Genomic DNA, 17,092 nt, shown 5'->3' with positions numbered 1-17,092 from the left:
GGGCACCGTCACTGGCCCAGGATCACGTGGGCAGCGTCTGTGTCACGGTCTGTCACCGTGGTGGGTGCCTCGAGGTGCACCGCGCCGGACGGGATGATGCCCGCGCCGCCGTAGCGCTCCATCACGCGCCACTGCGCGGCGACGTCCTCGCCGGCATGTCCGGAAGGGAGCCGGTCCCAGAAGTCGAACCCGCCGCATTCCACGAGGGCGTCGCGATCGAACAGGACGCACCCGCCCACCCAGGCCACGCGGTAGAGGCGCCATTCACCGGGCGGGATCGCGAGCTCGACGGCGGCGTGCGCCAGGTTGGCGGCGTTGTGCAGCGGCCACCGGGCGAAGCCCTCCGTGCCGCGGCGGATGCGCTCGGGCAGGACCTCGTTGTCCGGCCACAGCCGGAGCTCGCTGCGCTCGTGCGGCCGCCGGTCGCCGAGGTAGGACAGGCCCTGCACTGCGGATCCCACGAACCCGCACCCGGCGCCGCGGAGCGCCCTGCTCATCCGGTCCAGGGAGCCCGGCTCGAGCCAGACGTCGTTGTCGAGGAAGAGCACGAACGGCGCCGTCGCGAGACCGAGGAGGTAGTTCCTGTGCTCGGCCAGGCCCCGGCGCGGCAGGTGCCGCTCCAGCCGGACCGGGTGCCCCTGCGCCTCGAGCACCCGTAGCATGGCCCGGACCGCCGGCTGCACGAAGGACGCGGCGTCACCCTCCGTCTGGTCGCTCACGGTCACGCGGAAGGGCACGCCCTCCTGGGCAGCGAGCCCCGAGAGGGTGACCGCCAGTTCCGCCGGACGCCCGAAGGAGGGGATCAGCACGTCGACGGCGGGCTCCTCGCCAAGGACCTCGAGCGCCCACTCCCCCGACCAGCGCGGCGTCACGGCGCGTCACCCGCGAGGGGCGCCGAGCGGATCCGCCGGACGACGGCCGCGGTGGAGCGCTCCGGCACGTAGTCGAGGATGCTGACCCGCCCGCCGCACGCCTCGACGGCCGGGGTCTCCTCCAGCATCTGGGCCGTGTAGTCGCCGCCCTTCGCGTAGACGTCGGGGCGCACGAGCTCGATCAGCGGCACCAGGGTGTCCGTGTCGAAGACGGTGACGTAGTCCACGCAGCTCAGCGAGGCGATGATCCCTGCGCGGTCGGCGATGGGATTGATCGGACGGTCGGGGCCCTTCAGCCGCCGCACACCGGCGTCGTCGTTGAGGGCCACCACGAGGACGTCACCGAGCTGCTTGGCCTGGTTGAGGTAGCGCGTGTGGCCGCGGTGCAGCACGTCGAAGCACCCGTTCGTGAGCACGATCCGCCGGCCGGCCGCGCGGTCCTCCTCGAGCCGCCGCAGCAGGTCGACGGTGGGGAGGGCCGTGTCCGCGAACTGCTGCAGGTGGCTCGTGAGGTCCGACGTCGTGCAGACGGAGGTGCCGGGCCGGTGTACCACGACATCCGCGGCGGCCTGGGCGAGGTCGAGGCTCGTGGTCAGCGGCAGTCCCGCTGCGCGGGCCACGGTGAGGCCGGCCACGAAGGTGTCCCCGGCGCCTGAGGCCTGCTTCTCGGTCACGGGCTGGGCCCACGTGCGGTGTGCCTCCCCGTCCGGGGTCAGCAGGACGGTCCCGTCCCGGTCGAGCGTCACGACGACGGCTGCGGCGGCGGTCGCGGCCAGCAGCTCGCTCCGCCGCGCCGCCACCACCGACGCGCGGTCGGAGCGCGGATCGAGTCGCATACCGAGGACCTGTGCCGCCTCGCCCGCATTCGGTGTCACGATGTGCGGCTGCACCCCGGCCCAGGCGGCCGTGTCATGGGCGTCCACGACGACGAGGGTGTCCGGGTGCAGGCCTGCCCCGGGCCGGAGCGTCGCGCGGACCTCGTCTCCGAGGGCTCCCGATCCGTAGTCGCACACGATCACGGCGTCGGCGCCGGCCACGGCGTCCGGGACGCGGGCAGCGAGGGCCGTGATCGCGGCGGCGGGCAGGCCGTCATGGGTGTCGTCGAGGCGGAGCATGACCTGGTCGCCGCCGAGGATGCGGTACTTCGTCGTGGTGCCCACCAGGGCGTCCTGGACGAGGTCGGTGGTGTCCACGCCCGCCCCGTCCAGGATCCCGCGGAGCCGGCGGCCGGCGTCGTCGTCGCCGATCAGGCCGCACATCCGCACCCGCGCGCCGAGGGCAGCGAGGTTCATCGCCGTGTTCGCCGCTCCGCCCGCGGCGTAGTCGCGGCGCGTGATGTCGACGACGGGTGCGGGCGCCTCGCGGCAGAACCGCTCGATGGTGCCGCTCCACCAGCCGTCGAGCATCGCGTCCCCCACCACCGTGATGCGCGGTGCGCGGTCGGCGATGGCGGCCGGGAGCCAGGCCGCGAGGCCCCGCACCTCCGACAGTTCGCCGTCCGGGACCCCGACGGGCCCGCCCGTGCCGGCCATCAGGCGTCCCCCTGCGGTGGTGAGCTGATGTGGACCACCTTGACGAGAGCGAACTCGTCGAGCAGCTCCGGGCCGTAGCCGAATCCGGCGCCGCTGATGCCGCGCGGCTGGGCGGCCCCGCCGGGCGCACCACCGAACACGGCGTTGACCTTGACGGTTCCGACGGCGAGCGCCGCGATGGCCTGCTGGGCGTGGGCGATGCTCCCGGTCAGCACCGAGGCGGCGAGCCCGTACGGTCCGGACGCGGCGAGGCGGAGGCCGTCGTGGAAGCTGTCCACCACGGTGACGGGAGCCACGGGCCCGAAGGTCTCCTCCGTCATCACGGTCATCGATCCCGTGCAGTCCGCCAGGACCGTCGCCGGGTAGTGGGCGCCGGGTCCGTCCGGCACCGAGCCCCCGGCCAGGCAGCGCGCCCCGAGCTGGAGGGCCTCACCGACCTGCGCCTCCACGGCGTCGCGCATGCGTTCGTCGACCAGTGGCGGGAAGCCGCTGCTGCCGGTCCAGGCCTGCGCCTCCTCGGTCAGCGCGGCGAGGAAGGGCTCGGCGATGTCGCGGTGGACGTAGATCCGCTCCACCGAGGTGCAGATCTGGCCGGCGTTGGCGAAGGCGCCGAGCGCCGCCTGGCCTGCGGCCCACACCGGATCGACGTCGGCGTCGACGAGGAGGGGATCGTTGCCGCCGTTCTCGCGGATCACGTGCGCACCGGTGAGGGAGGCCGCGCGGGCGATCCGCCCGCCCGTGGCGCTCGAGCCCACATGCGCGACGACGTCGACGTCGGTCTCGATGGTGAGCAGCCGGCCCACGTCGCCGTCCCCGGTCAGGGTGGTGAGCACGCCGTCGGGGAAGGCCGGCTGCAGGAGCCGCCCGAGCATCTCGCCCACGTGCGGGCAGCGCTCGCTCGGCTTGTGGATGACCGTGTTGCCGGTGACGAGGGCTGCGCCGATGAGGCCCGCTGCGACCGCCACGGGATCGTTCCAGGGGGTGAGGAGCACGGCGATCCCGCGGGGCTCGGCGACGGTGTAGTCGCTGGCGGTGGCCGCGCCGCGGAGACTCAGTCCCCGGTGCACGGGACCGAGTTCCGCGTACTGCTCGAAGGTGGAGATGCCGGCCTCGATCCCGCCGAGCGCGTCGGCAGGGGGCTTGCCCGTCTCCCGCGTATTGAGGGCCGCGAGTTCCTCGGCACCGGCGCGCAGTGCTGCTGCTGCCCGACGTAGGGCGGCTCCGCGATCGGCCGGGCTCGTGGCGGCCCATTCGGGCTGGACGGCGCGGGCGAGGGACACGGCGCGGCCGATCTGCTCGCGGGTGGTGCAGGGCAGGGAGCCCACCTCCGACCCGTCCAGGGGGCTCGTGATCGTGATGGACGCGTCGTCCTGCGCATCAAGCAGGGTGGGTGCCTGGGACTGGATGGACATTGCGCTCCTTGGCGTTCGGCGTGCTGCTGGTCTGCTGCGGCTGTTCCGCCCTGATCGCCGATGGGATCCGGGCACGACGGCCGCCGCTGCTGGTTCCATACCCCGCTCCCGCTGCTTCACACAGCACAGGGGCCGATTTCTACGCCGCTCCCGCGTGACCATCAGCACGCTTAGCATATGGTTGCGGCAGCAGGTGCGATCGATGGATCGGGTCCGTGAAAGGCATGGACAGCACCCCTGCTGCTGTGTACAGCTGGAGGCAGGCACATCCGTCGCCCGACCGGGTCAGGACCACGACGCATGACCACGGTGCACGGTGCACGGTGCACGGTGCCGACGACACGACACGACACGACACGAACGGGGAACACACGCATGGGGCAGGGACAGACGACGGCGGACTTCGGCGGCAGGCAGGACACGGCACGGGCCGTGGGCCCGGTGCTCCCGCCCTTCGAGGACGTCCGGCGCATCGCCGTCCTGCGCGGCGGCGGGCTGGGTGACCTCATGTTCGCGCTGCCGGCCATCGCCGCCCTGAAGTCCCGCTACCCCGACGCGGAGATCACCCTGCTGGGCATGCCCGGTCATGCCGCCCTGCTCGGGGGCAGGCCGGGACCGGTGTCGCGGATCGTCGAGCTGCCCTTCTCCCCCGGCGTCCGGCCCGGCGGCGCGGTGGACGGCGGGGTGGACGGCGGGGTGGACGGCGGGGTGGACGGCATGGCGGACACGGCCGCCGTCGACGGTTTCTTCGACGAGCTGTCCGGCTCCTTCGACCTCGCGGTGCAGCTGCACGGCGGCGGACGCAACTCCAATCCGTTCGTGCTGCGTCTCGGCGCCCGCCACACCATCGGTACGCGCACGCCCGACGCCGCCGCACTCGAACGCACCATCCCCTACGTCTACTACCAGCACGAGGTCTTCCGGGCTCTCGAGGTCGTGGGACTGGCCGGTGCCGTGCCGGTGGATCTCGAGCCGCGTGTGCAGGTCACGGCGGCCGAGGCGGACCACGCCCGGCGGCTCACGGGCGACGGCGCCGTGATCGCCCTGCATCCGGGTGCGACGGATCCGCGGAGGCGGTGGCCGTCGTCGTCCTTCGCGGAGGTGGCCGTGCGCGCGGCCGCGGACGGCTGCGAGGTGGTGGTGGTCGGTGACGCGGGCGACGCCGGCACGGCGGAGGAGATCGTAGGGCTCGCCCGCGCGGCGGCGCCCGCCGCGAACGTGCGGTCCCTTGCGGGGCAGCTCACGCTGGGCGAGCTCACGGGTGTCCTCGACCGGAGCGCGGTGATGGTGGGCAACGACAGCGGCCCGCGGCACCTCGCACAGGCGGTGGGCACCCCGACCGTCGGCGTGTACTGGATCGGCAACGTGATCAACGCGGGCGCGATCGGCCGCACGCTCCACCGCGTCCACTTCTCCTGGGTGTCGCAGTGCCCCGTGTGCGGGGTGGACGTCACGCAGGTGGGCTGGACGGCGGAGCGCTGCGAGCACGATGACTCGTTCGTCGCGACCGTCCAGCCCGATGCCGTCTACGCGGACGTGGCCGAACTCAGGGCCACGAGCCTTCTTCTGCGTGGGCGATGACCATCTCGCGGATCTCGCAGCTCCTGGGCTGCGAAAGCGCGAACAGGATGGCCTCGGCCACGCGCTCGGGGTCGTTGAGCCGTGAGTCGTCCTGCGGCTTGTACTGCTCGTCGCGGTCGTCGAAGAAGCGGGTCTTCATGCCGCCCGGGATGATCGTCGTGACGCCGATCTGCCCTGCTGTCTCCGCGGCGAGCGCCTGCGAGAAGCCCATGACCCCGAACTTCGAGGCGCAGTAGGCCGTCGCATCCCCCACGGCCTTGATGCCGAGGGTCGAGGCGATGGTGACCACGCGCCCGTGCGTCTGCTTGAGGTACGGCAGGGCGGCTCGCGCCGTCGACGCCGTCCCCATCAGATTGACGCCGATCACCTTCTCCCACTCCTCGGCGGGCACCGTGTCGAGCGCGCCGCAGCGGTCGATCCCGGCTGCGGTCACGACGGCGTCGAGCCCGTCCATCGTCTCCGCCGCCTCGCGCACGGCCTTCTCGACCGCCTCGCGGTCGGCGACGTCCACCTCGAAGGCCTTCACGCCGGTGACGCGGCTGATGTCGCGGTCCAGCACCACCGGGGTGCCTCCCGCGGCCAGGACGCCCTGCACGATGGCCGCGCCCAGACCGGAGCCTCCCCCGGTGACCAGGACGCGGCCGGGGTTGACGCCGGTGCCGCTCGTGGTCCGGCTGCTGGTCTCGCTCATGTTCTCGCTCATGCTGTTCCTTTCGTCGCGTGCACGCGGCCCATCGGATCGGATCGCGTGCGGATGTGCAGCTCGTCAGCCCACGCGTGCGAGCGCGGCTGCAAGTTTCGTGGTGGAGCGGGCCGGGATGTAGGGGACGGTGACCGTCCGTCCACCCCAGCTGCTCACGAGGGCGGCCTCCGGGAGGTCCTCGGCCGCGTAGTCGCCGCCCTTGACCCAGATGTCGGGCTGCAGGCGGGAGATGGCGTTCTCCGGCGTCGATTCGCCGAACACGAGCACGGCATCGACGCATTCGAGGGCGGACAGCAGTTCGGCGCGGTCCTCCTGTTTGATGATGGGCCGGTGCTCGCCTTTCAGTCCGCGGACCGACTCGTCGGAGTTCAGGCACACGATCAGGCAGTCGCCGAGCCGGCGGGCAGCCGCGAGCGTCCGGGCGTGGCCGGCGTGGAGGAGGTCGAAGCATCCGCCGGTCGCGACCACCGTGCCCCCCGCATCCCGCGTGCGCTGTGCGACGGTCAGGGCGTCCAGACCGTCCACGGGCAGCTGCCGGGGCGCGTCCTCCCGTGGCCCTCCCATCGCACCGACACCGCCGGCGGCGAGGAAGTGCGCGGCAGCTTCTGCCGCCTGCTGGGCAGCGGAGTCGGTCGTCATCCCCGCGGCGAGGCCGAGGGCGAGCGCCGACGCGAAACGGTCGCCGGCACCGCACGGATCGGTGGCGGTGACGCGCGGCGCGGGGACAACCTGGGGCAGGAGCCCCGACGCCGCGACGAGGGCACCGTGCTCGCCCATCGTCACGATGACGGCGCGGCTCCCCCAGTCCGCGAGCAGGGCTTCGGCGGCCGATGCCGCCCCCGTGGTGCCGGTACCCGCCACGCCGGCGAAGCGCAGTGCCTCCCCGAGGTTCGGCGTGACCGCGGCGACGCCCGGGACCGGACGGGCACCTGCGGGATGCGGATCCCACACCACCGGCGTGGAGGCCGTCAGGGCCTCCAGGCGGCCGCGGAGCTCCTCGTCGGCGAGCAGCCCGCGGCCGTAGTCGGCCGCGATGATGGCATCCGCGTCCGCCAGGGCCGCGAGCATGTCGGCGGTGCACCCGGGGACGGGCGGCGTGGCGCAGCCCTCGTCGAAGCGCACCACCGGCTGGCCCGAGGCCCGCACGCGGGTCTTCACCGGCGTGGGCGCCCCCGAGGGACCGGCGATCACGGTGATGCCCTCAAGCTCCGCGCGCAGCAGGCCGGCGGCGGCATCATCCCCGAGGACCGTCACCAGGACGGCCTCGTGGCCGTCGTCCTGCAGCATGCGCGCCACGAGCCCGGCACCACCGGCGCGGCGCCGGACCGCGTCGACGTCGACGACCGGCACCGGAGCGTCGGGTGACAGGCGGCCCGCTCCGCCGGACAGGTCCGTGTCGAGCAGCACGTCGCCGACCACCACGATCCTCATCGCTGCTCCTCCTGGCGACGGCGGCGGACCTCCGCGTCGAAGGCGCGGCAGATGGCGTGCAGCGCGATCAGATGGCCCTCCTGCGCGTTGGCGGACTGCGCCTCGACGGCGATGAAGTCGTCCACGCACTCGGTCAGCGGGTTGGGCCCCGCTCCCGTGAGCGCCCACGTGGTGATGCCCGCCTCGCGGGCTGCGGTGACGGCGCCGAGGAGGTTCGGGCTCTTGCCGCTGGTGCTGAGCAGCACCAGGATGTCGCCGCGACGGCCGTGGGCGCGAACCTGGCGTGCGAACAGCTGGTCGAAGCCGTAGTCGTTGGCGATCGCGGTGACCGCGGAGCTCTCGGCGTGCAGGGAGATGGCCGAGAAGGGCTCACGTTCCCCGTCGAACCGGCCCACCAGCTCCGCGGTGAGGTGCTGGGCCTCGGCGGCGGAGCCGCCGTTGCCGGCGGCGAGGAGCCGCTGGCCCGCGATGAGCCGGGTCGCCATCTCGATGCCCCACCCGGCGAGGGTCCCCGCGTTCTGCGCGAGGGACTCGACCGCCGGGCTGACGGCGCGGAGGTGCTCCATGACGATCCGGCGCGCGTCCTGCTGGACGGCGTCCTGCGGACGACGCTCCTGGTCCCGGTGCGCCGGGGCGAGGGCTACCCCCTCCCGGGCCGGGGCGGCCGGTGCCGCACGAACGGTGGAGATGTCGGAAAGGTGCGTGGTCACAGTGCCCTGCCTCCTGTGCTCTCGAGTCGACGCGCGGCGCTCCGCCGCGCTGTTGCCGGTGCTGCGGGGACTGCCGCCCCGAGCGCCAGCTGGTAGGCCTTCTCCGTGTCGGCCGCGATGCGGCTCCAGGAGTAGCGTGCCCGGACGCGCCGGTGGCCGTTGTCCCCGAGTTCCCGCGCCCAGGTGGGATCGGCCAGCACCTCGGCGACGGCGACAGCGATCGCCGCAGGATCCTGGGGCGGGACATGCAGGCCGGTCTTGCCATCCACCACGGTGTCCACGAGCCCGCCGACGGCGGCCGCGACGACAGGGACCCCGCACGCCATGGCCTCGAGGGGGACGATCCCGAACGGCTCGTACCACGGGGCGCAGACGACGGCGTCGGCGCTGCGGAGGAGGGCGGGCATCTCGGCGCGGGAGACCTGGCCGCGGAGCACCACGCGGTCGGCGACGCCGAGCTCCGTGGCGAGCGCGACGAGCCGCTGCGCCTCCGGATCGTCCTCGAGGACGGACGTGTTGCCGCCCCCGCCGACGATCAGGAGTTCGACGTCGTCGCGTCCGGTGTCGGCGAGTTCACGGAGCGCCCGGATCACGAGGTCCATGCCCTTCCGCGGCACGAGGCGGCCCACGCTGACGATCCGGTGCGGCCGCTCCCGCTCCTCCACCGGTCCGTGGGGACCGAAGAGGTCGAGATCCACGCCGCAGGGCGCAATCGAGACGCGGTTAGCGGGCACGCCCATGGCCTTGAGCTCGAACACCTCGTCCGAGCAGGTGGCCACCACGCGGTCGGCGCTGCGCCCCACCATGGCCTCGAGCATGAGCCGCTCGGACGGGCTGGTGTCCTCGACGCCCTGGTGCCGCCGCTTGACGGTGCCGAGGGCGTGGAAGGTCTGGAGGACCTGGACGTCCCGGCCCACGCTGCGCGATTGGCGGGCGGCATCGAGCGCGGCGAGCCCGGACATCCAGAAGTGGCCGTGGACGATGTCCGCCGGCTCCTGTCCCCAGTCCCGGACGATCCCGTCGGCGAGTTCGCCCATGAAGGGCAGCAGCATGTCCTTGGGGACGTGGCGGGCGGGACCGGCGTCGATGTGGACGACCTCCAGCCGCGCGTCGGTCCGGACCCGGTCCGGGAGGGCGGGGTCGTCGCGGCGCGTGTACACGGTGACATCGTGACCGCGCCGGGCGAGTGCCAGGGACAGCTCGGCGACGTGGACGTTCTGTCCGCCGGCATCGACGCCCCCCAGTGCCGCGAGTGGACTTGCATGCTCAGACACCATCGATATCCTCACTGCGCTCTCCTTTCTGTAACCGCCAGGACGCGGTGCCGGGTGGGCTCCTGTCCCAGGACGTCGTCCCAATCGGCCAGGAACCGGGCGAGCCCGTAGCGTTCCAGGGCCGCGTCCCGTGCCACGAGTCCGCGTGCGCGGGCCTCGTCGGGGTCGTCGATGAGTTCGGCTGCCACGCGGACGAGGTCGTCGACGCGCGTGGAGACGGCCCCGGCCCCCGGCGGCACCGCGCGTGCCGCCTCCGTCGTCGCCAGGACCAGGACCGGGAGGCCCACGTGCATGGCCTCGAGGAGCGAGAGACCGAGCGAGGTCCAGCGCAGGGGGTGCACGTAGGCCCTGGAGCGCCCGAGCCGCGCGTGCAGCTCGGCCGTCGGCAGGTCGCCGCCGATCCGCAGTTCGCCGGGCCCGAGGTCGAGGGAGTCGCCGAGCCCGTCGGTGCCCATGCCGAACACCTCGAGCGGTGCGATGCCCGCGAAACGGGGCAGCAGGTCGGTACCGGTGATGCGTCCGCGCCGGACCGGCTCGTTGATCACCGCGGCGAGCTGCTGCAGCTCCCCCGTGTAGAGGTAGCCCGGGTCCACGATGCCGTGCTCGATCACCGTGGTGGGCGCTCCCCCGTTGTCCCAGAAGAGCTCGTTGAAGTGCGTCACGTGGATGATCGGGATCTCGTCCTGCCCGGCGAGGGGGTGGACGGAGCCCACGATGTCGCGGCGGGGCGTGTTGTGCTCGAGGAAGACGGCGGGAAGGTCGCGTCCCGGTGTCCTGCCGAGGAGGCGCTCGCACTCGGCGATCTCCTCGGGACGCTGCAGGACGACGACGTCGATGCCGGCGTCCGCGAGATCGGCGGGAGCCACCTCGATCACGGAGGACGGCCAGTCGCGGCCTGCCCGGCCGAGCCCCCAGGGACCGCCGTCGGGCGTCGTGGGCAGCACGTAGGTGTGCTCGCCCCGCACGAAGGCGTCGGTCCATCCGCCGTGGACGTGCCATACCAGGATCCTCATCGGTTTCCCCTCGTTTTGCGGCCGTCGGTGCGGCCGATGCTGCGGCGCGAGCCGAGTGACGATATTCCGGACCCGAGCCGCAGGACAGCGTCCACCACGTCCTCCGGCGAGACGTCGGACAGGCACGGGTGTCCCTGGACGGGGCAGATGCGCGCGCGGCTGAGCGCGCAGGCCGCGTCCTGGTCGCCCAGCAGTTCCACCGGCACCCGGTAGGGCGCCCACCGGACCGCCGGGACCACGGGTGAGAACAGGCAGACGACGGGCGTGCCCACTGCTGCTGCCAGGTGGGCCGGGCCGGTGTTCCCCGTGATCACCACGGTCGCTCCGGCGAGGACCGCACCGAGGGCCGGCAGGTCGGTCCGGCCGCCGAGGTCCAGGGCCTCCGGTCCTGCGACCGTCGAGGTGAGCTCTGTCTCGTCGGGGCCGCCGGTGACGACCACCCGGAAGCCGGCGGCCGTCAGGAGTTCGACGGCGGCCGCGTGGTGCAGCGGCGGCCAGGCCCGGGCGGGCACGGACGCGCCGGGATGGACGACCACGTACGGCCCCCGCCCGACGAGCTCGGCGGCGTCGGCGAGATGGGTGACCCGGAGGCGGCCGTCGTCGCCCGGGGGCAGTGCGTACCCCGCCGCCTCGGCGATGCCGAGCGCACGCTCGGCCTCCGGCTGGTCCTCCGGGAAGTCCTCGCCCGGCTTCAGCCGGACATCGAGCAGGGAGCCGGCGTAGTCGACGGACGCACCGGCGATCCTCCGAACCCCTGCGAGGCGGAGCAGCAGGGCGAGCGGCAGCGGCGACTGGTGGAACGAGGTGAGGATCACTGCCTCGTCCACGTCCGCGGCCACCACGGCGTCGTGCAGGTCCTGCACGAGCTCCGGTGTGGGCTCGGGTGCGGGATCGATGATCCACGGCGCACGCCAGACGACGACGTCGACGACACCCGGCAGCAGGCGTGCCGCCGCCGCCCCCTGCGGTCCGCAGAGCATGACGACGTCGTTGGGCGAGTCCCCGTGGTCACCGGCGGCGATGGCCCGGACGGCGGGGCCGGCGAGCAGCACGTCCCCGGCGCTGTCCAGGCGTGCCACCAGCACCGTGCGCCTCATGCGGTGCCCGCCCAGAGGAGGTCCACGGCTCCGGCGAGCGTCCCGGCCACCGCAGGGGCGTCACGGACCTCGTCCTGCAGCGTGATGTCCGTCGGCACCAAAACCCCGCGGGCTCCCGCGGCGGCTGCCGCACCCATGTCCGCCCCGATGTCACCGATCAGGGCCACCTCGCCGGGCTCGAGCCCGAGGCGCGCGGTCGCCGAGAGCACCATGCCGGGCTCGGGCTTGCGGCAGGCACAGCCGTCCCCGCTGCCGTGTGGACAGACCTCCCAGACGTCGAATGGTCCGAGCAGTTCCTCGACGCGGGCGTTGACGGCGTCGACCTGCCCGCGCGTGACGAGGCCGCGGGCTATGCCCGACTGGTTCGTGACGACGCCGACGGGGATGCCGCGCGAGCGCAGGCCGTCGAGGACCTCCTTGGCGCCGGCCATGGGCCGGACCAGGGACGGATCACCGTTGTAGGGGACGTCCACGACGATCGTCCCGTCGCGGTCGAACAGGACGGCGCTGGGGGCGGTCCGTGGTCGCTCGGCCGAAGTATGCATACAGGCTTAGTTCCCGGGAAGCAGCAGGACTAAACACTTCTCGCCGAACTTCTTCTCCTCCTCCTGCTTCTCCTTCCGTCTGCCGCTGCTCCACCGGGTGGTACCTCCGCCGCTGCCCGTGGGGCTGCGGCGGCGACGGGTCCGGCCGGGCCTGCCCGCTTCCTCTGGCAGGATGATCCGCATGACTTCCGAGGGCTCCAGCACCGCCGGCGCGCAGCAGCCGATCCCCCACGTACGTCCAGGGGCTGCGTCCCCTTCGACGCCGGCGCCGGACGGCCGGCCCGAGATCCTCGCGCTGCGTGCGCTGAAGCTGGGCGACCTCCTGGTCGCCGTGCCCGCCCTCAAGGGCCTCCGGCGGGCCTTCCCCGAGCACCGCATCCTCTACGCGGCCCAGGAGTGGCTCCGGCCCGTCGTCGGACTGACGGATGCGATCGACGACCTCCTGCCCACCCACGGGCTGGACGATCCGCTGCCCATCGAGTACGGGCGGATCGACCTCGCGGTCAACCTGCACGGCAACGGCGAGGAGAGCCGCGCGCGCCTGGAGGAGATCGGTGCGCAGCGCCGCATGGGTCACCGCTCACCCGGCTGGGAGGGTCCGGAGTGGGAGGACGGCGTGCTGGAGCGGGAGCGGTGGGCGCGCCTCGTCAGCTGGCACGGCGTACCCGCCGACCCCCTGGACTGCAGGCTGCGCGTGCCCGACGGCGACAGCCCCGCGCCCGACGCCGTGGTCGTCCACGTGGGTGCGGCGTACGGAAGCCGCCTGTGGCCCGTCGAACGGTTCGCGGCGGTGGCCCGCGCCCTGGCGGCGTCGGGCCACCGGGTGGTCTTCACCGGCAGCGGGAAGGAGCGGCCCCGGGCACTCGCCGTGGCCGACGCCGCGGGACTGCCCGAGGACACGGTCGCGGCCGGGAACCTCCCCCTCGACAGGTTCGCCCGCCTCGTCGCGGGCGCATCCCTCGTCATCTCGGCGGACACCGGTGCCGCGCATCTCGCCTCGGCGTACGCGAGGCCTTCCGTGGTGCTCTTCGGGCCGGCGCCGGCCTCGGAGTGGGGACCACCCCCCGGTCCGCACACGGTCCTGACCGACGAGTCGCTGCGCGTCGGGGAGACGTTCTCGCCCACACCCGACCCCGCTCTGATGGCGGTGACCGCCGACCAGGTCCTGGCGGCGGCAGCGGCGCACGGCATCTCCTAGCCGGACGGCCCGGGATCCGGGCGGCCGCCCGGGGAGTCGGTTGCAGACCGGCGGACGATGCTGCGGACTCAGGCGATATTCGTCCGCACACCGCGCGCGTGCTCGGGGGCAGGTGCACCCAGCAGGCGCTTCTGCAGCTTCACGAGGATACGGGCGAGCATCCGGGAGACCTGCATCTGCGACATCCCCAGTTCGTCGCCGATGACCTGCTGCGTCTGCTCCATGAAATAGCGCCGGTAGAGCATCTCCTTCTCGCTGCCGTCGAGCTCGTTGACGGCTCCACGCAGGGAGATCATGTCATCGCTGCGGTCCATGCCGTTGGAGTCGGTGGCGAGCATGTCAGCCCAGCTCCGGCCCTCGAACGGAGCGTCGAGGGAATCGGGGCGGAGGCTGGAGTGGGAGGCCTGCGCCTCGAGGACCTTGTGCTCCGGCCAGCCGAGCTCGACCCCGAGTTCGCGTGCCGTCGCCTCGCGGCCCAGCCGCTGCGCCATGGCGGGCGCCGTCCGCGCGATCTCCGTGCGGAGGTCCTGGACCTCCCGCGGAGGCCGGATGACCCAGCAGGAATCACGGAGGTAGCGCTTGATCTCACCCGCGATCGTGGGGATGGCGAAGGAGGCGAACGGGACGCCGCGCCCCGGATTGAAGCGCTGCACGGCCTTGATCAGGCCGAGGTAGGCGACCTGCCGGATATCGGAGGCCTCGGGGCCCGTCACCGCGAAGGAGCGGGCCACGGATTCCGCGAGATCCATGTGCCGCAGCGCGATGTCGTCCTGCAGAGCCGCTTTGAGGGGTTGTTCCGTGGCGCTGCAGCCGCCCGGCCGGACGCCGACGTCGCGCGTCCCTGCGGGCGGGCGCAGGGGGCCTCCATCGGTCGGCCTGGACGTGGCGGTACTCTGCATGCTGATCTCCGTCGGGCGGTGGACACGTACGTCCCCAACAAAACATCAGCCTGCTTAGTACGCAACCACCTTCTCCTCCTCGATCCTTTTCCTCGGAGGTCTTTCCTTGCCTGCTTCTGTCAGGTATACCGTCGGCGTCGCAACGCGGGCTCCTGGCGCACGAAAAACCCCCTGCCGGACCGGCAGGGGGTGGGTGAGCAGGGGGTGCGGAGCTCTCAGCCGCTCAGGCGCAGGTCAGCTGTGGACCGTAGCGGCCGGATCGGTGGCGTCCGGTGTCCCGATGGATGCGCCTGCGGGAGCGGCCGTGGCCGCCCAGTTCCACCGCGGAGCGCCCAGCTCCCGGATGACGACCTGCAGGTGGGCCCTCAGCTCGTCCGAGACCAGCCCGCCCCCCGCCACGAGGGTGCGTTCGATGTCGTCCGCGGCATCCAGGACCTGCCTGCCTGCGGGAGAAATGGAGACGAGGTGCGATCGGCGGTCGAGATCGTTCCGGACACGGGTGACGTGTCCCCGCGACTCGAGCCTGGACAGGGTCTTCCCCATGGTCTGCGCCTGCACCCGGACGATCTGCGCCAGGCTCGCCTGCGTCATGGCCCCCTGATCGGCCAGGACACCGAGCGCGATCACACCCGCGTGCGTCACCCCGATGTCCACGAGACGCTCGTTCCATGCGTGCTCGACGAGACGCGCCGCCGTCGTCAGCAGTCGACCGGTGGGCCATTGCTCCAGATCGGGCATAGAACAGTGCACTTCCTCTCGCTTGCGCAACCGGCAGCCGCCGTCGGCGTCGGATCTTCCACCTATGATAGCTAGGCTGGCTAGTGAACCATCGCCGGCCGGCCGAACAGGGCCTGCTCCCGCAGGGATCCGCCCGGCCACCCGACCGATCCTCAGGAGTATGCATGTCGCAACGACTCGCCACCGGTGATAGTGCCCCCGACTTCACGCTCAGCGACGCCGCGGGCACCAGCGTCACGCTGTCCTCCCTGCGGGGGCGGAAGGTCGTCGTCTACTTCTACCCCGCGGCGGCGACCCCGGGCTGTACCACCGAAGCGTGCGACTTCCGCGACAACCTCGCCTCCCTCGACGCAGCCGGCTACTCCGTCCTCGGCATCTCACCGGACCCCGTCGGCAAGCTCGCCTCCTTCGTCGAGAAGGAAGCCCTGACGTTCCCCCTCCTCTCCGACGAGGACCACGGCGTCGCCGAGGCCTACGGCGCCTGGGGCGAGAAGAAGAACTACGGCAAGACCTACGAGGGCCTCATCCGGTCCACCGTCGTCGTCGACGAGGCCGGCGACGTCGCGCTGGCCCAGTACAACGTGCGCGCCACGGGTCACGTCGCGAAGCTGCGTCGTGACCTCGGCATCGACCAGTAGCACCCGCCGCCGCCGCCGGTCCGCGTCCGGATCCGGCCCGGTAGAGTAGGGCGACGACGAAGCCCCCGCGCGGGGACGTCGGCGCGCGAGTGGCGGAATTGGCAGACGCGCTGGATTTAGGTTCCAGTGTCTTCGGACGTAGGGGTTCAAGTCCCCTCTTGCGCACGGTGAAGGCCCCTGACGGAGGACTCCGTCGGGGGCCTTCGTGGTCTACGCCGGCCTCTTTTCCGCACGGTCGTGACCGCGGGGTGAAGCGCGCTGGAGACCGCACGCCGGTGACACTCCGGCGGCCGCCGCCCCCAGTCCCATCCGTACCTCCTGCACCACCCCGTCATCCCGCCCAGGGCGGCCGCCGCGACCCTGTCCGGACCACGGTCGGGCGTGCGCCCCACGCGTGCTGCGACATCGCCGCAGGTCACGGGCAGGTAACAACCAGCGGGCGGATCAGGCCCGCCGAGATTTTCTTTGGTGATCCCACCCATCCACCCTCCGAGGGCGCCCGAAGTACCTCCGAGACATCGACACGATGTGTTTCACCCAATACCCCAGACCGCAGGCACCCGCCGGGTCATATCTATGGAGGAAATTCTCATGGGAATCACCAAGCGCAGGAACCTCTCGATCCTCGGGATCGCAGCAGTCTCGATGTTCGGTCTCGCAGCCTGTGGCGGCGGCGACGACGCAGCGTCGGAGTCCGCTCCGAGCAGCGAGGCCACCATGGCCAGCGAAGCCCCCATGGAGAGCGAGTCGCCGTCGGCAGAGGCCAGCATGGCCCCCTCCGCCTCGGCCGACGCCATGATGGACCCCGCCGCGAACCTCGTCGGCCCCGGCTGCGCCGGCTACGCNGGGGGAGGAAGAGTCCGCCGCCGTAGGATCGCCGTCGGCAGAGGCCAGCATGGCCCCCTCCGCCTCGGCCGACGCCATGATGGACCCCGCCGCGAACCTCGTCGGCCCCGGCTGCGCCGGCTACGCCGARCAGGTCCCCTCCGGCGACGGCTCCGTCGAAGGCATGTCCCTGCTCCCCGTCGCCAACGCCGCAGGCGCCAACCCCATCCTCACCCAGCTCACCGCAGCCGTCTCCGGMGGCATCAACCCCGACGTCAACCTCGTCGACACCCTCAACGGCGACGAATTCACCGTCTTCGCMCCCGTCGACGACGCCTTCGCAGCCCTCCCCGCCGAGACCGTCGAAGGCCTCAAGACCGACACCGAGGGCCTCACCAGCATCCTCACCTACCACGTCGTCCCCGGCAAGATCCAGCCCACCGARCTCGAAGGCACCACCCAGACCACCGTCCAGGGCGCCGACCTCGAGATCACCGGATCCGGCCAGGAACTGAAGGTCAACGACGCCAACGTCATCTGCGGCGGCGTCCAGACCGCCAACGCCGTCGTCTACCTCATCGACGCCGTCCTCACGCCCCCCGCCGCCGGCTAAGGACGCGCACT

The 17,092-nt window shown here is 72.5% G+C and carries 17 protein-coding genes and 1 tRNA gene; 5 read left to right on the top strand and 13 right to left on the bottom strand.

Going from position 1 to position 17,092, the window contains the following annotated elements:
* Positions 1 to 8: 8 nt before the first annotated feature.
* From ASF21_RS10540 to ASF21_RS10530, 3 genes are read right to left on the bottom strand one after another with little or no spacing between them, the layout of a single operon-like run.
* Entirely contained in the window at positions 9 to 872 is an 864-nt protein-coding gene (locus ASF21_RS10540) for a glycosyltransferase family 2 protein (protein ID WP_055770490.1), read from the bottom strand.
* Positions 869 to 2,404: a PfkB family carbohydrate kinase gene (locus ASF21_RS10535; protein ID WP_055770488.1), complete on the bottom strand. Its 1,536-nt coding sequence runs from the start codon at positions 2,402 to 2,404 to the stop codon at positions 869 to 871. The genes ASF21_RS10540 and ASF21_RS10535 overlap by 4 nt, the downstream gene beginning before the upstream one ends.
* Complete coding sequence (locus tag ASF21_RS10530; protein WP_055770485.1) at positions 2,404 to 3,816, bottom strand: aldehyde dehydrogenase family protein; 1,413 nt, start codon at positions 3,814 to 3,816, stop codon at positions 2,404 to 2,406. Before ASF21_RS10530 ends, ASF21_RS10535 begins: the two co-directional genes overlap by 1 nt.
* Before the next feature lie 375 nt (positions 3,817 to 4,191).
* Here ASF21_RS10530 and ASF21_RS10525 point away from each other — a divergent pair, with 375 nt between their 5' ends.
* Entirely contained in the window at positions 4,192 to 5,397 is a 1,206-nt protein-coding gene (locus tag ASF21_RS10525; protein ID WP_055770482.1) for a glycosyltransferase family 9 protein, read from the top strand.
* Here ASF21_RS10525 and ASF21_RS10520 read toward each other — a convergent pair.
* The 8 genes from ASF21_RS10520 to ASF21_RS16855 form a co-directional block, all read right to left on the bottom strand.
* Positions 5,363 to 6,100 carry an SDR family oxidoreductase gene (locus tag ASF21_RS10520; protein WP_235498806.1) on the bottom strand — a complete coding sequence of 246 codons (738 nt, stop codon included), beginning with the start codon at positions 6,098 to 6,100 and terminating at the stop codon, positions 5,363 to 5,365. The two genes, ASF21_RS10525 and ASF21_RS10520, sit on opposite strands and share 35 nt — an antisense overlap.
* A gap of 63 nt (positions 6,101 to 6,163) precedes the next feature.
* Positions 6,164 to 7,531, bottom strand: a complete 1,368-nt coding sequence (locus tag ASF21_RS10515) for a PfkB family carbohydrate kinase (RefSeq protein WP_055770479.1) — start codon at positions 7,529 to 7,531, stop codon at positions 6,164 to 6,166.
* Positions 7,528 to 8,097 (bottom strand): SIS domain-containing protein, encoded by a 570-nt coding sequence (locus ASF21_RS10510; RefSeq protein WP_055770859.1) that lies wholly within the window; start codon positions 8,095 to 8,097, stop codon positions 7,528 to 7,530. Before ASF21_RS10510 ends, ASF21_RS10515 begins: the two co-directional genes overlap by 4 nt.
* 140 nt (positions 8,098 to 8,237) lie before the next feature.
* Positions 8,238 to 9,530 carry a glycosyltransferase gene (locus ASF21_RS10505; RefSeq protein WP_055770476.1) on the bottom strand — a complete coding sequence of 431 codons (1,293 nt, stop codon included), beginning with the start codon at positions 9,528 to 9,530 and terminating at the stop codon, positions 8,238 to 8,240.
* Positions 9,527 to 10,528: a glycosyltransferase gene (locus ASF21_RS10500; protein WP_055770473.1), complete on the bottom strand. Its 1,002-nt coding sequence runs from the start codon at positions 10,526 to 10,528 to the stop codon at positions 9,527 to 9,529. Before ASF21_RS10500 ends, ASF21_RS10505 begins: the two co-directional genes overlap by 4 nt.
* Positions 10,525 to 11,625, bottom strand: coding sequence for a glycosyltransferase family 9 protein (locus ASF21_RS10495; protein ID WP_055770471.1), 1,101 nt, complete (start codon positions 11,623 to 11,625; stop codon positions 10,525 to 10,527). The genes ASF21_RS10500 and ASF21_RS10495 overlap by 4 nt, the downstream gene beginning before the upstream one ends.
* Entirely contained in the window at positions 11,622 to 12,170 is a 549-nt protein-coding gene (locus ASF21_RS10490; RefSeq protein WP_055770469.1) for a D-glycero-alpha-D-manno-heptose-1,7-bisphosphate 7-phosphatase, read from the bottom strand. The genes ASF21_RS10495 and ASF21_RS10490 overlap by 4 nt, the downstream gene beginning before the upstream one ends.
* Before the next feature lie 6 nt (positions 12,171 to 12,176).
* Positions 12,177 to 12,353 (bottom strand): hypothetical protein, encoded by a 177-nt coding sequence (locus tag ASF21_RS16855; RefSeq protein WP_157365850.1) that lies wholly within the window; start codon positions 12,351 to 12,353, stop codon positions 12,177 to 12,179.
* Between ASF21_RS16855 and ASF21_RS10485 the strand changes: the two genes are divergently transcribed.
* A complete protein-coding gene (locus ASF21_RS10485; protein ID WP_082471441.1) occupies positions 12,352 to 13,368 on the top strand; it encodes a glycosyltransferase family 9 protein in 1,017 nt (338 codons plus the stop codon). The genes ASF21_RS16855 and ASF21_RS10485 overlap by 2 nt on opposite strands.
* Positions 13,369 to 13,436: 68 nt before the next feature.
* Here ASF21_RS10485 and ASF21_RS10480 read toward each other — a convergent pair whose 3' ends face one another.
* Both ASF21_RS10480 and ASF21_RS10475 read right to left on the bottom strand, forming a co-directional pair.
* Positions 13,437 to 14,267: a sigma-70 family RNA polymerase sigma factor gene (locus ASF21_RS10480; RefSeq protein ID WP_055770467.1), complete on the bottom strand. Its 831-nt coding sequence runs from the start codon at positions 14,265 to 14,267 to the stop codon at positions 13,437 to 13,439.
* A 234-nt stretch (positions 14,268 to 14,501) separates the two neighbouring features.
* A complete protein-coding gene (locus ASF21_RS10475) occupies positions 14,502 to 15,005 on the bottom strand; it encodes a MarR family winged helix-turn-helix transcriptional regulator (RefSeq protein WP_082471440.1) in 504 nt (167 codons plus the stop codon).
* A 164-nt stretch (positions 15,006 to 15,169) separates the two neighbouring features.
* On the opposite strand from ASF21_RS10475, the gene bcp reads away from it, so the two are divergent.
* From bcp to ASF21_RS10455, 3 genes are all read left to right on the top strand, one after another.
* On the top strand, positions 15,170 to 15,643 hold the full coding sequence (bcp, locus tag ASF21_RS10470) for a thioredoxin-dependent thiol peroxidase (protein WP_055770462.1): 474 nt from the start codon (positions 15,170 to 15,172) through the stop codon (positions 15,641 to 15,643).
* 83 nt (positions 15,644 to 15,726) lie between these two features.
* A tRNA-Leu gene (locus ASF21_RS10465) sits at positions 15,727 to 15,808 on the top strand.
* A gap of 681 nt (positions 15,809 to 16,489) precedes the next feature.
* Positions 16,490 to 17,081: fasciclin domain-containing protein (locus tag ASF21_RS10455; protein ID WP_157365867.1), on the top strand; the 592-nt coding region annotated here is incomplete at its 5' end.
* Positions 17,082 to 17,092 lie beyond the last annotated feature (11 nt).

It is taken from the genome of Arthrobacter sp. Leaf234, assembly GCF_001422665.1.
Classification (GTDB): Bacteria; Actinomycetota; Actinomycetes; order Actinomycetales; family Micrococcaceae; genus Arthrobacter_D.
The sequence above is the reverse complement of the archived record's forward strand: the minus strand, read 5'-3'. Positions and strand labels throughout refer to the sequence as shown.